The 12,947-nt window shown below is 48.2% G+C and carries 11 protein-coding genes and 1 tRNA gene; 6 read left to right on the top strand and 6 right to left on the bottom strand.

What is annotated here, in order from left to right; genetic code table 11:
- Window positions 1-299: 299 nt before the first annotated feature.
- From JOD20_RS08215 to JOD20_RS08195, 5 genes are read left to right on the top strand one after another with little or no spacing between them, the layout of a single operon-like run.
- On the top strand, window positions 300-698 hold the full coding sequence (locus tag JOD20_RS08215; RefSeq protein WP_204754805.1) for a hypothetical protein: 399 nt from the start codon (window positions 300-302) through the stop codon (window positions 696-698).
- Window positions 699-753: 55 nt separating this feature from the next.
- The gene (locus JOD20_RS08210) at window positions 754-1,593 is read left to right on the top strand and encodes a hypothetical protein (protein ID WP_204754804.1); all 840 of its coding nucleotides are present in this window, start codon (window positions 754-756) and stop codon (window positions 1,591-1,593) included.
- A gap of 6 nt (window positions 1,594-1,599) precedes the next feature.
- On the top strand, window positions 1,600-2,445 hold the full coding sequence (locus tag JOD20_RS08205; protein ID WP_204754803.1) for a hypothetical protein: 846 nt from the start codon (window positions 1,600-1,602) through the stop codon (window positions 2,443-2,445).
- A 12-nt stretch (window positions 2,446-2,457) separates the two neighbouring features.
- A complete protein-coding gene (locus JOD20_RS08200) occupies window positions 2,458-3,336 on the top strand; it encodes an ATP-binding cassette domain-containing protein (RefSeq protein WP_204754802.1) in 879 nt (292 codons plus the stop codon).
- Window positions 3,309-4,025 carry a hypothetical protein gene (locus tag JOD20_RS08195; protein ID WP_204754801.1) on the top strand — a complete coding sequence of 239 codons (717 nt, stop codon included), beginning with the start codon at window positions 3,309-3,311 and terminating at the stop codon, window positions 4,023-4,025. The genes JOD20_RS08200 and JOD20_RS08195 overlap by 28 nt, the downstream gene beginning before the upstream one ends.
- A gap of 587 nt (window positions 4,026-4,612) precedes the next feature.
- On the opposite strand, the gene der is transcribed toward JOD20_RS08195, so the two are convergent.
- The 6 genes from der to JOD20_RS08165 all read right to left on the bottom strand — a co-directional run bounded on the left by der (window position 4,613) and on the right by JOD20_RS08165 (window position 11,620).
- A complete protein-coding gene (der, locus tag JOD20_RS08190; RefSeq protein WP_204754800.1) occupies window positions 4,613-5,980 on the bottom strand; it encodes a ribosome biogenesis GTPase Der in 1,368 nt (455 codons plus the stop codon).
- 42 nt (window positions 5,981-6,022) lie between these two features.
- Window positions 6,023-7,363, bottom strand: a complete 1,341-nt coding sequence (locus tag JOD20_RS08185; RefSeq protein WP_204754799.1) for a THUMP domain-containing class I SAM-dependent methyltransferase — start codon at window positions 7,361-7,363, stop codon at window positions 6,023-6,025.
- A gap of 124 nt (window positions 7,364-7,487) precedes the next feature.
- Window positions 7,488-9,203: an HD domain-containing phosphohydrolase gene (locus JOD20_RS08180; protein ID WP_204754798.1), complete on the bottom strand. Its 1,716-nt coding sequence runs from the start codon at window positions 9,201-9,203 to the stop codon at window positions 7,488-7,490.
- Between the two features lie 46 nt (window positions 9,204-9,249).
- Window positions 9,250-10,821: a DUF512 domain-containing protein gene (locus JOD20_RS08175; protein WP_204754797.1), complete on the bottom strand. Its 1,572-nt coding sequence runs from the start codon at window positions 10,819-10,821 to the stop codon at window positions 9,250-9,252.
- Window positions 10,822-11,179: 358 nt separating this feature from the next.
- A complete protein-coding gene (yhbY, locus tag JOD20_RS08170) occupies window positions 11,180-11,482 on the bottom strand; it encodes a ribosome assembly RNA-binding protein YhbY (RefSeq protein WP_204754796.1) in 303 nt (100 codons plus the stop codon).
- Window positions 11,483-11,544: 62 nt separating this feature from the next.
- Window positions 11,545-11,620, bottom strand: a tRNA-Gly gene (locus JOD20_RS08165).
- A 245-nt stretch (window positions 11,621-11,865) separates the two neighbouring features.
- Here JOD20_RS08165 and JOD20_RS08160 point away from each other — a divergent pair.
- A complete protein-coding gene (locus JOD20_RS08160) occupies window positions 11,866-12,942 on the top strand; it encodes a sensor histidine kinase (protein ID WP_204754795.1) in 1,077 nt (358 codons plus the stop codon).
- Window positions 12,943-12,947: the final 5 nt, after the last annotated feature.

Raw genomic sequence — 12,947 nt, 5'->3', positions numbered from 1 at the left:
ATTATTCCACATAATCATCCATCAAACTCCTTCATCATTCAATCCCTCGCCTCATTCCAAATAATTATTTGGTTTATTTTGTTATTCCCAATAATTCAGTACTTCAGAGGATACACAAACACACAAGTATTTATATCCGATTGCAATTTAAAATAGTAGTTGTTTATATACCAATTAGGTATTTATTTTGCATTTAATTCAAAATATATAATACTTTAGGGATAAATTTTTAACTCTTGACAAATAAAATAATTATTACTATCATAAATTAATGATTATCTTATCAGGAGTGAAGAATCATGGTTAAGTTTATCAGTCGAGGGATTATTGCATTAGCAATCGTTTTAGGTGCGGCTAATGCAGGAGAGGCGTTTGCAGCGGCAGTTAACCCGTCAACACACCATAGTAGCGGCTCATGGCGCGCATGGCCAGCACGAGTAGTAGGTGGAGGCAGAACTGGCGTTCAAAATTATAATTATGCTCGTGGTCTTACAGTCAATGGGCATATGAATGTTTTTGGGCCAAGTGGCGGATCATGTTCGTTTAATGATTCAACGTCAACCGCTCATGGCGAAGCCTATGATGAATGTAGTGTATGGGATGCAAATGGATTACATACAGCGGCTGTATCAGCTAGTCATACTTGGTCAAATCCTAATGAAGTAAAAAATACAAATAGTACGGTAAATCATCCATAGGAATTTAAATTGGTCGATGTATGTTTAAATCCATACATCGACCAGATAATACTATATGAAAAAATTAATTCCAACAATTCAAGGTTCATTAAGAACGATTTGGAAAAGCCGATTTATTCGAATTATGATTCCGCTCTTAATAGCTTTCGGCGGATTTCTTGATAAACGCTTTGGAGCAGAACTATTATCAATATTAATGTTTTCAACCAGTGCTTGTCTCATAGTTATATTTGCGCAGGAAAATCGATATATTCAAAAAATTGAAGAACAAATTGTTAGCACAAATTATAATACAGTTCAATTAATAACTGGACAATTAATTTCCTACCTTATCGCTACAATCTGTATTCTATTATTATGTTGGGGTGCGACCTTTCCATTTTCAGATGGTCAAAGTGCAGGATTTACGATTAATGGAGTTTACTTGCGAGTTTTCAGCCAAAATCCTTGGCCATTAATGAGTAAAGTATTTGCAGCAAATTCGATTATACTAACTGGTTTAGTATGGCTGCGAAATAAACCCAGATTAAGTATATTTATTGCTATTAGTTATTGGCTATTTTCATTCATTGGGATAGCAATACGTGGTTATTTACGTAATTTATTATTAGGAAATTCAAGTAATCCACTCAAAATATTAAATTTCATCCCAAGTTTTAATGTTCATCAATTTTACTGGGCTGCAACTCAGTATTGGCTACTACCAACCCTTGGGTTGGTACTCATATTATTTTCAAGCTATTGCTTTTGGCTCGATTATCGATATAAGAAGCGCTTACCAGTATCATTTTCTAAGCCGTTAATGCTAGGATTAGCAATCGGAGGTCTCATTTGTTTCGTTACCGGTGAGATCTTATTTAAAGATATGTTGCAGCAGTATCAATTGATAAGGTAATAATTGATGAATCTAATCCAAACTTTTTGCCTTGGTTCACTGCGGAATATCAGCCGTAATCGTTTTTTATGGGTCATCTTACCCTTATTAATCGTATTTAGTAACTTCCTTGGGTTAAATGGCGATATTATGTATACCCTATTTACTCAATCTTGTGCATGTTTAGCTATTGTGTTTGTGCACGAAAGCAAGTGTGATCTGCAAGTGCGTGAAACAGTATGGAGTACGCGCTATAATCTGGTGAATTATAGCATTGGTCGCTTATTGGCCTATAGTATTGCTACCCTGATTATTATTGGACTCTGTGAAATTGTAATGTTCTTGCATGGCAGTAATGGTTATATTGGCGCTGTTCTGCATCATAACGGTGAACATATAACTATTTCAATGCGCTTTCCATGGCAATTATGGCTCAAAACCTTCTTTAGCATGTTGCCTATCTTCGTATTGTTATTATGCGTGCGAAATTATTACAGGTTGGGTTTAATCACCGCAATTGGCTATTGGTTATACATTTTTGCCTTTGTTATTTTGCTTAGGCAAAATATTCTGATCGGAACAATTACCTCAGGCTTTTATCCGTTGCGCTGGTTGGCAATTATTCCCAGCACCAATGTGTTTTTATATGCATGGGCTGACCCGATTCCTTGGATTTTGCCCAGCCTTGGCTTGGCCGGCTTAGGTTGGTTTGGCTATCTGGCGAAGTGCATGTGGCGCAAAACCGCTGAGCCACTGCACATCAAACCAGCTTGGCTTGGGCTGGGCCTCGCGCTGAGTTGCTTGAGTTTGTATCTTGGCTATCAGCAATTTGTAGCCATGCTCCACATGTATAATCCAGCAAGCGTGTTCTAAGGAAGGTGAGCGATGAGTTTAATCCAGCTTGAGAATATCTCTAAGCATTATGGTAAATACCAAGCACTTGAGCAATTAAATGTGCAGCTTGAAGGCGGCATGATTGGCTTGCTTGGGCCAAATGGCGCAGGCAAAACGACCTTAATTCGGGTTTTGACGGGCTTTTTGCAGCCTTCGCAAGGCCGCGCCAGCCTCGCAGGTTGCGATTTAGCCCAGCCTGAACAATTGGCTCAACTGCGCCAACAACTTGGCTATGTGCCCCAACATCCTGCCTTTTACCCAACTTGGACATGCAGCGAATTTGTCGATTACATCGCCCAACTCAAGGGCATGCACGCTGCCACTGAGCGCAAAGCGGCGGTCGAACGTAGCATTCAGTATGTTGGACTCAGCGACCATGCCAATAAAGCAACCCGCCAACTCTCAGGCGGCATGCAACGGCGACTTGGCATCGCCCAAGCAATCGTGAATGATCCCAAAGTGTTGATTGTCGATGAGCCAACCGCTGGCTTAGACCCAGAGGAGCGGCTGCGCTTTCGCCATCTCTTGGCAGGGCTGGGCAACCAGCGCTTGGTGATTTTCTCGACCCACATTGTTGAGGATATTGTGCAAACCTGCCGCCAAGTGATTATGCTCAAAAAAACCATTTTATATGCAGGCGGCTTGAACGAGCTGTTGGAGCAGGCCCGCGCAGCGCAAGTAAGCTGGGAAATTACCAGCCCAACCCCGCTCTACGATCAACAATTGGCAATTGTCAGCAGCAGCAACGACGAGCAAGGCTACCATTATCGAATTGTCGGCCAGCCGCCAGCAGGCAGCAACGCCAAACCAGCCAGCAGCGTTGGCCTAGAGGAAGCCTACCTATGGATGATGCAACAAGCCAGCGCCTAAATCGTAACCCCAGCCTGCGCCAACCCTTGACGCTTTGGCGTTTACAAGCGCGAATCGTGCGTTGGCGCTGGATCAGCAGTTTAAGCATTACGACCAGCTTGGCCCTGTGGGCGCTGACCGCCAGCTATCACAATGCAATGCTTGTTGTCCAAGCAATTATGCCAACCATTATCGCCTGGCTGAGTGTTGGCTGCTTAATCGACGATCCAACTATTGAACTAAGTGCCGCGACTGGCCTTGGCATTCGGCGCTTGTGGTGGATGCGTAGCTGCCTGATCATTGGGCCAAGTTGGCTGGTTGCAATGCTCTGCACATGGCTTGTGGCCAACGATTGGTTGATTTTTGGCTATAGCAATTTGTTGATGTTTAGCGCGCTCAGCCTCGGCCATTGGATGACCCGCATCACCCGCTACAGCCTGATTGGCGCAATGTTGATTTCATTTATTCTCTTGAGCCAATGGGTTGCGCCATTTTGGTGGTTGCCAATGGTCATGAAGCAGCGCACGCGGCTTGAGCAAATTAAGCAATATCTTTTCTTCCCCTTAGATAGCCATGCTGCTTTTCAGGTATTGCTGGCTGAGCGCCATTGGAATGTGCTTATGCTTGGCAGTTTGGGGCTAATTACTGCCTTGTGGGCTTGGTGGTTGTATGGCCGCGAAGAAGCCCTGATTTTGCCCAGAACCGAGTAAACAGGAGCAGCTAATGTATACAATTCCTTCAGCATCGATTCCATTAGCTAAAATAGTTTGGTTTGGAATTAAAAAAGCTTTGTTGTATGCATTGATTGCCTTTCTCATCTACTTAAGCATATCCTTTCTAGTTTCGTTCAACAATCATACTTCAATTATTATTCGATTATTTATTGTTATTGCTATGTTTCTGAGCATACCTTCGTTAATTTATACAGCAATACTAGTGTTTCTAAAGCGTAAATTATCATCGATAAAAATATATCATTATCTCTACATGCTATTCTTTTCAATTGAAATTCATCTTATCATAATCATAGTATTTGATAATCTATTTTCAAGCTCATTTCGTACTCCGTTAATTGAACAAATTATCTCGGTTAATCAACAAACAATTGAAAATATTCTAGAACCAGCCACGATCTTATCGTTTATCAATGCGATTACCTTTATTTTACCCCCAATCATTGCAGTTTTTACACTCTATCGTTGCCAGCAGCAAAAGTGGTTTTACCAACCTACAACATAAAAGCACCTCAATCGTGATTGATTGAAGTGCTTTTTGGATTAGTTCAGCGTTACGAAACTTAGCGTTTGCCAGAAACCGAGACTGTTTGCTCTTCTTCGCGGCCTTTGAACACCAAAATAATTGGCGTGCCAATAAAGCCATATTGCTCGCGAATGCGGTTTTCGAGGTAGCGCTTGTAGCCAAAGTGCACTTGCTCAGGCGCATTCGAGAAGAATAAGAAGACTGGTGGCTCGGCCTGCGCTTGAGTCGCGTAGAACAAGCGTAAGTGTGCGCCTTTGTGCATAGCTGTTGGTGGGTGTTCACGCACCGCCGCCCGCAACAGGTTGTTAATATCCGAGGTGCTAATCCGTTTGGCGCGTTCGCTCTGGATAGTTTGGGCAATATCGAGCACTTTGGTTGCACGCTGGCCAGTTTTGGCCGAGATAAACTCAATTGGTGCGTATGGCGCAAAGTGAAATACTTCCGACATGGTGGTTTTGGCATCTTCGTAGCTAAATTTGGCTTTATCGATCAAGTCCCATTTATTGACAATAATCGCCAAGCCTTTGTTGGCCTCCAAAACCATGCCAGCCACGTGGGTATCTTGGGCGGTTGGGCCTTCTTTGGCATCGATCAACAGCAAGGCAATTTGGCAACGCTCGATCGCTTTCATCGTGCGCAACACGCTGTAGCGTTCAATCCCTTGCTCAATCGAACCCCGCCGCCGAATCCCAGCGGTATCGATCAAGGTAATTGGCGTGCCTTTATAGGTCAATTTAGTATCGATTGAATCGCGAGTTGTGCCAGGAATATTGCTGACAACGACCCGTTCTTCGCCGACCAATTTATTCAGCAAGCTTGATTTACCGACGTTTGGCCGCCCGACAATCGCAATTTTCAGCGAATTGTCGTCTTCTTCCTCTTCTTGGCCAGCAGGCAAATTGTTTACGATCTCATCAAGCAAATCGCCTGAGCCAGTGCCGTGATAGGCGCTCAACGCAATTGGGTCGCCCAAACCAAGGTTGTAGAATTCAACCGCATTTTGGCGGCGATCTTCGGTATCGGCTTTGTTTACGCCCAAAACGACGGGCTTGCTGCTGCGGCGCAACAAGGCAGCCACTTCTTCATCAGCAGCGATCAAACCTTCGCGCACGTCGACCATAAATACAATGACATCGGCTTCATCGATAGCCAGTTGCGCTTGTTGGTGGGTGCGGCGCACAATTTCGGCCAACGGCAAGTTGGGGTCGTCATCGCCAACCAACAAACCAGCAGTATCGACAATCGTAAAGACGCGGCCATTCCAAATCGTTTCGCCATATTGGCGGTCGCGGGTTGTGCCAGCTTCGTCGGCAATAATTGCCCGGCGCTCGCCAATCAGCTTATTAAACAAGGTCGATTTGCCAACATTCGGTCGGCCAACAATCGCCACAATTGGTTTTTCCATAGCTATACCTCTTTCGCCATCGCTGCCCAAGGGCAACCATCGCTACATTCTACGACGTTCAAGTTGCACAATCGTGGCAGTTTGGCCCAACACAGCGATTGGGAACGTACCACGAACTCGTAATTCAGGGGTGGCATTGATCTTTTCGCGTAGCACATCGATTTCGGCGGCTAGCGCGACGATGATGCCACCAGGCGCAACAATTCGCGCCCATTCAGCACACACCCCTGAATACAATTGATGCAATTCATCGATATTGTTGACTTGTTTACCAAAGGGCAAATTGGTGACGAGTTTGTTGATTTCGCCTGGTTGGAATGGTAAGTCAGTTGCATCTAAACGGCGAATTGCTAAATCGCCGCCGACACTTGCCAGATTTCGGCTCAAGGCTTTGACGGCTTCACGGCTTTTATCGCCAGCAATCAGCCGCTCAAACGGCCCAACTGCTGCCCGTTCAGCAATGATCGTACCTGTGCCAGCCATGGCATCTAAAAATACATCGTTTGGTTGGGGATTGGAAAGCCGAACCATCGCCGCAGCAATTGCAGGCCGCAACGCCGCAGGCCGATCGACAATTCGGTTAATGCGATGACGCATGCCGCCAGTCGAAAGCCGAATCGCTACAATGATTTCGCTGCCAAACAGCGTAACCCATACTTCAACATCAGCTTCTTCTTCGACCAATTTCCAGCGGCCTGGCCACGAATCGCGCACCGCATCGGCCACGGCGATACCCACGGCTTTACGGGCAAAATCTTGTTTGCCAGTTACCCGCGTAACCACCCGAAAGGTGGTGATTTTGGGCGTGCGCCCGCCGTTGAGGGTGAAAACCCGCAGCGCAGTTGGCACTAGCATACTATTTTTGACCGAAGCATGAATTTGCTTCAAGCCGCCTTGATCGGGAGCAATATTGAAGGCCCGCGCCGCTACCACAAATAAATCTTCGGCAGCGCGCAAATTAAACAATTCTTTGGAGTTGGTGTCGGTGTGAAACAGCAACATATCATCTTTTTGGGTGACATGGCGCTGAGCAACCAACATTGGTTTTTGCAAGGTGGCATTAATTTCAGCCAACAACAATTGGCCAACCCCTGGTTGCGTTTGCACCGCAAACAACGGGCGGCTCATATCAACGGTTGGCAGGTGCACAAAGGCACGGCGACGTGGTGCGCCGGCGGGTGTTGGCGCGCCAGTTGGGCGGCCAGCAGGATCATGGCGTGGGCCACGGCTTGGCGCACCACTTGGGCGGCCAGCGGAATCATGGCGTGGGCCACGAGCAGGCGCTTGATTGGAGCGTGCGCCAGGTCGGCCTGGCCGCGCAGGACGTGAGTTTGATTGCGGGCCGCGCTCTGGGCTACGGCGTTTTGGGCGTTGGAATGGCATATCTATTACAACTCGCGCAAAGTGCGAGTTTTCCTTTCATCAGACTAAATCTATGTCAAGCAGCAATCTGCTGACAACCAACCCCACCATTAGCCCGCGCAAATGCCCGAATGACCCAGCCTGCTCAAGCCGATGGTGTTAGGGGAGTACGAAATGGCGCGACATCGTTGATAATCCGATGCTCGCCGCTATCATCACGCAGGCGTTGCGAACGAACTCGCCCACGATTTATTGCTTGCCAGAGCGCTTCAACACAGACTGCATCAAACTCTGTGTCGGCTCCTGCGCGCAAACGCCGAAACGCTTCTTCAATTGGTAAGCCTCTGCGATACGGTCGGTCAGAGGTCATAGCATCAAAGGCATCGGCGACGGCTACAATCCGCCCGCCGAGCGAAATTTGGCCTCGGGCTAAGCCATACGGATAGCCACTGCCATCAAGCCGCTCGTGATGCTGAATGATCACTGGCAACTCAGTTTGCAACATGCGAATATGGCCGAGAATCCGTTCGCCAATTTCTGGATGCGATTTCATCTCGCCAAATTCAGCGTCGGTCAAACGTCCAGGCTTTTTCAGCACCCCATCGCTAATGCCAATTTTGCCAACATCGTGCAAAATTGCGCCAATCCGCAGATGATGAATAAAGCTTGGGTCTAGCTCCAACTCTTCAGCAATCGCCACTGCAAATTCCGAAACCCGCATGGAATGGCCTTCGGTATACGGGTCTTTGGCATCGATCGCTGCCGTCAGCGCTTGAATAACATCCAAAAACAGCTCGTTAACATCGGCATACAAATCGGCAATTTCTAGCACTGTCGCTGCTTGACGGGCCAAGGTTTGCAACAACAAGGTATCATCGGCATCAAACCGACCAGCGCGTTTGTTCAAAACCTCGATGCACCCAATCAGATGCTCCTCAGATTGTGCACGTTCGCGGCCAAAGGTAATGCAACGAGTCTGCAATGGCACTGCCAAAATCGAGCGCGTCGCAAAGCCAGTCATCTCATCGACGCTGCCATCGTGGCGTTGATCGCGTTTGACATCGCCAACGCAAATCGTCTCGCCAGTGGCAGCAACATAACCTGCGATGCCACGGCCCTTGGCCAAACGCACCGCCTGCACTCGTTCGTGCATATAGCCAGTCGAATGCTGCAAAATCAAATCGCCGCTTTCAGGCTCGGTTAAAAATAGCGAACTGGCCTCGGCATCGAGCAAAATCCGTGCATAATCGATGATTAGATTCAGCAATGTTGTACGATCGAGCGTCGAGCCAATATGGCCAACAATCTCGACCAACGCACTCAAGCGCGATTCGCGTTGCTGGCTTTTTTTCAACAAGCGCGCTTTTTCCACTTCGGCAGCCATGCGATTGCCCAGCAATTTAAGCAAGCGTGGCTCCGAGCGTTGCGGATTGAAAATCTGAATCACGCCAACGACTTGTTCTTCGAGCAAGAGCGGCAACGACAAGAGCGAGCGCAATTGCAGGCTGTTAGCCTCGCCCAAACGCCGATCCCAGCGCGGATCGTTGTTAATATCTTCGATCCAGAGTGGCTGGGTAGCGGCAATTGTTGCGCCAACCAAGCCAACATCAATCGGCAAACGCACGCCAATCAAATGTTGGCTGGCGGGATCGCCGTGGACGACCTGAAACACAATCTCGTCTGCTTCAACCAGATAGAGCGTGCCAGCTTCGCCGCCAGCGATCTCGATCAATAAATCCAACATGCGATTCAGTAATGGGTCGAGCGACATGCTACTGGCAATAGCATCGGCCCGTTCAATCACCGCCAATACGTGTTCCAACTCAAAGGCACTATCCTGCACAACCGTCTGCAATGTCATACTCATGCTCCACTGGGTTGGGTAGCACTCGCAGGTGGTTGGTGGGCTAGCGCATTGAAGCCTGAGCCATGAAACGGCGCTGCGAGCGCGGTTTTGCTTGGCGGCTAAGTTGGCGCACGACCCGCCGAATTTCATGCGGCATACGGGCCATAGTCACTTGCGCACCAAGTGCGGTTGCAATTTGTTCAACAGTCCATTCGTCAATTGTGCGAGTTCCGGAGTGATCAAACATCACTTTCGGCAGCATCACAATATCAGCCGGGCCATGCTTTTGTAACTCGGCAACCACATCGCCGCCGGTCAGCAAGCCCGAAACGGTCACCATATCGCCAAAGAATTGATTGACGACAGGGCATAATTCAACAGTCAGGTTTTCGATTCGACTAAGTTGCTCGGCGACTTGTTGCAAGACTGGAGCGGCCAAGGTGGCACACGCCATCAGCATTCTGGTTGGTTTATCGACAGCGTTTGGCAGCGATGGCACAATTTCTGCCCATTCGTCTTGGAACTGACGCACCAAACCAACGCCGTTTTCTAATTGGTCATAGCCTTCGTACAACGAGCCATCTGGCTGTTCGCGGCCAGCCAACAGATAAAACTCATCGGAAGGATAGACCAAGACCGAGCCATGTTCGGCCATGTAATATTCTTGAAACGGTTCGCAAATGTCGATCACCGCAGCGGCTTCATCGCCGCGATATGGCCGCAATTCAACTTCGGTGGCTGCGCCTAAGCGGGCGCAAAAGCCAAGATTGCCTTCTTTGGCAGCTTGAAACAGCTCGTTGGCAACAGGCGCTTCCTCTTGCCAAATTGGCTGAGCTTCCCAGTTGCTATCAATCCATTCGGCGCTTTCGTGCACGCGGATGGCGGCTTTGATGCTTTGCGGTTTCTTACCTTCAAAGCGATAGCGGGTTAGGCCAACTGGCACAATCGCGATACTTTGGACGATTGGGTACAACTGGCCCAATTCATGGATGGTTTGGGCCAAGGCTGGGCCATCGTTTAACTGTGGGCATGCCACCACTTGGGTATGCACCTCGATGCCCAAATCGCCCAAGCGCCGAATTTGCGCCAACACATCGGGAACATCAGGTTTGCCCAGCAGAATTGCCCGCAAGGTACGATCAGTCGCGTGGACTGAAATATACATTGGGCCTAGGCGCTGTTCTGCAATCCGATCCCAGTCATCCTCCTTGAGATTCGTCAATGTTACAAAGTTACCATACAAAAACGACAAGCGATAGTCATCGTCCTTAAGGTAGAGTGTTTTGCGAAATCCTTTGGGCATTTGGGTTAAAAAGCAGAACGGGCATTTATTGTTGCAGGTTCGGAGGCGATCGAAGAGTGGCTCGACAAAATCGAGGCCCAGCATATCATCGGGGTTTTTGGTGAGTTGGATGCTGCGTTCTTCGCCAGCTTGACGTACCAGCAACTCAACCTGGTCTTCAGTCATGGCAAAGCGAAAATCAATCACATCGCGCATCACCCGACCGTTGACTTGCAGAATCGCGTCGCCAGCTTGTAGCCCAAGTTGCGCACCAGTGCTGCCTGCTGCGACTGCTTGAATAACCCCGCCATTGCCTGGTCGAATATTACTAAGATTTGGTTGATATTCCATAGCACATCACTATTTACTGCGTTAAACGCGGCGGCTAATCGCACAAAAGGCGCACCTTGCATTGTGCGCCTCATCCGCATTCTATCGCGTCAAATTATCAAGGGCCGTGGCCCAACATTATGTATTATAGCAGAAAGCCTTAATTCTGCTAGCCTGCTGCCAGATTAATTGAGTTTGCTGAGCTTGATTGCTGTGCATCAAACAACCTATATTTGATTGATCCACGCTACCATTTCATCCCATTAATTGTCCTTTAGGGGGTGCAGGGGGATGAAAACCCCCTGCGTTTCCCTCCGGCGGAGGGACGGAAGGGTGGCGAAACAATATCAACTCAGCTAAAAGCCTCAACATCCAAGATCTAACGTGGCAACACAATCACTTGTTTATCTTGAATGCGGCTGGGCCGATACAAAATTGCCACATTGCCCACCAACGCCACCAATGCAGCCTCAGTATCAGCCACCAATTGATCGGTTAATTCGCGGCGTTCTTCTTTAAATTCAACAAATTTCACTTTGATCAATTCATGTGCATCAAGTGCGGAGGCGACAGCAGCTACCACCGTGCTTGAAAGCCCTTGCTTGCCAACTTGCACAATTGGCTTGAAATCGTGGGCCAAGCGGCGCAAATATTGGCGTTGATTGCTATTTAAGCTGAGCATTCTTGCCCTTTCAGTGATTAATTTACAAGAAAAAACTGCTGGTTTTCACCAGCAGTCATTCGTGGAGCGGGAAACGAGACTCGAACTCGCGACCTTCTCCTTGGCAAGGAGATGCTCTACCAACTGAGCTATTCCCGCATCGCGTTATGACGCTATTATACACGGCTTTGCGAAAATTGCAAATTTAGCCAAACCCCAACCAAAACCTGCTACCAAGCCTCGTCATTTAGCCGATTACAAGGCCCTAAAACCTTTTGTTCATCCTTTGTCGATAGTTTGTTCAAATCTTGTCGCAAGCATGGCTTTCTGCTACACTAGTTTGAACGAAAGGTGTCGATCATGCCTGCTGCGAAACCACAACGATGCCAACGATGGCAAGCCTCATGAACCGTTTCATTCGCAACGTTCGCCATTTTTTGATGGCCAGCGGCAACCTGTATGCGCTACGTACAGGGCTTTTGCCATGCATACTGGTTTGGACTGCCTGGCGACAAACTCAGTTTTTGGGCTTAGGGCTAGCTATCGCGAGCTTTGGCTATCTGGCTCAATATTTGCGTGCTGCTGGGCGCTGGCCAGTGCCCCGCTGGCCATGGCTTGATCAATGGCTAGAATTTGGGCTGGCGCTGATTATGCCCTTAATTGCGACGAGCTGGTATAGCCCATGGTTATTTGATACGTGGCTTATTTTGGCGGCTACGGCGAGCCAACTTTCGCGCCGCAGCAGTACTACCTTGGGGATAGTATGGTTGGGCTATAGTGTGGCGCTATTTACCAGCAACAAACTTGGTCAAGCCAACCCGATGTTGTTTAGTATGCTGGTGCTTGGCGTACCAAGTATTTTATTGATCAGCATTAAGCCGCGCCCCCTCGAAACCAGCAATCAACCTGCTGCGCGCATGCTCAGTAGCCTACAAACTGCCCAACGCCGCTTTGAACTCATCAGGACAATTATTGATCATGCGCAGCGCTCGGCGATGGTTGAGGCCGTCTATCATCAGGCGCATCATGGTGTTCGCGATTTAGGCTTATTAATTGATGATATTAAGCCCCAAGCCAGCCAACCAAGTTTAGTCGAGCGCTTTAAGCCAATTATTGAACGCTGGCGAGCTACGACGTTAATTGAAGTACAGCTCCAAACCACAACTATTCCCCAGCAGGTTAGTCCAGCCCTCGAAGCCTTATTCGTGCGCGCTTTGGAAGAAACCCTCAGCAATGTAGCGCGCCATGCCAAAGCCAGCCTCGTCGAAATTAGCCTGCGTGGCGACGAACAGCAGCTCTCTTTAATTGTGCGCGATAATGGAATTGGCTTGCTCAACGGCCTAATTCAAGCTGGCAGCCACGGCTTGCGCTGGCTACGTTACCGGGCGCAAGAGATGAATGGCTGTTTGGATGTCTATGATGGGGTTGATGGTGGCTTAGTGGTGCAATTGGCAGTGCCAATCAACGTCTATGTGGCCTAAAAACA

It is taken from the genome of Herpetosiphon giganteus, from assembly GCF_016907925.1.
GTDB lineage: Bacteria > Chloroflexota > Chloroflexia > Chloroflexales > Herpetosiphonaceae > Herpetosiphon > Herpetosiphon giganteus.
This window is presented reverse-complemented; position numbering and strand designations above follow the sequence as displayed.

Excerpts from the sequence above, each read along its gene's own strand:
- JOD20_RS08215 (WP_204754805.1), top strand. The coding sequence starts at position 300 with ATGGTTAAGTTTATCAGTCGAGGGATTATTGCATTAGCAATCGTTTTA.
- JOD20_RS08210 (WP_204754804.1), top strand. The coding sequence starts at position 754 with ATGAAAAAATTAATTCCAACAATTCAAGGTTCATTAAGAACGATTTGG.
- JOD20_RS08205 (WP_204754803.1), top strand. The coding sequence starts at position 1,600 with ATGAATCTAATCCAAACTTTTTGCCTTGGTTCACTGCGGAATATCAGC.
- JOD20_RS08200 (WP_204754802.1), top strand. The coding sequence starts at position 2,458 with ATGAGTTTAATCCAGCTTGAGAATATCTCTAAGCATTATGGTAAATAC.
- JOD20_RS08195 (WP_204754801.1), top strand. The coding sequence starts at position 3,309 with ATGGATGATGCAACAAGCCAGCGCCTAAATCGTAACCCCAGCCTGCGC.
- der (WP_204754800.1), bottom strand. The coding sequence starts at position 5,980 with ATGGAAAAACCAATTGTGGCGATTGTTGGCCGACCGAATGTTGGCAAA.
- JOD20_RS08185 (WP_204754799.1), bottom strand. The coding sequence starts at position 7,363 with ATGCCATTCCAACGCCCAAAACGCCGTAGCCCAGAGCGCGGCCCGCAA.
- JOD20_RS08180 (WP_204754798.1), bottom strand. The coding sequence starts at position 9,203 with ATGACATTGCAGACGGTTGTGCAGGATAGTGCCTTTGAGTTGGAACAC.
- JOD20_RS08175 (WP_204754797.1), bottom strand. The coding sequence starts at position 10,821 with ATGGAATATCAACCAAATCTTAGTAATATTCGACCAGGCAATGGCGGG.
- yhbY (WP_204754796.1), bottom strand. The coding sequence starts at position 11,482 with ATGCTCAGCTTAAATAGCAATCAACGCCAATATTTGCGCCGCTTGGCC.
- JOD20_RS08160 (WP_204754795.1), top strand. The coding sequence starts at position 11,866 with ATGAACCGTTTCATTCGCAACGTTCGCCATTTTTTGATGGCCAGCGGC.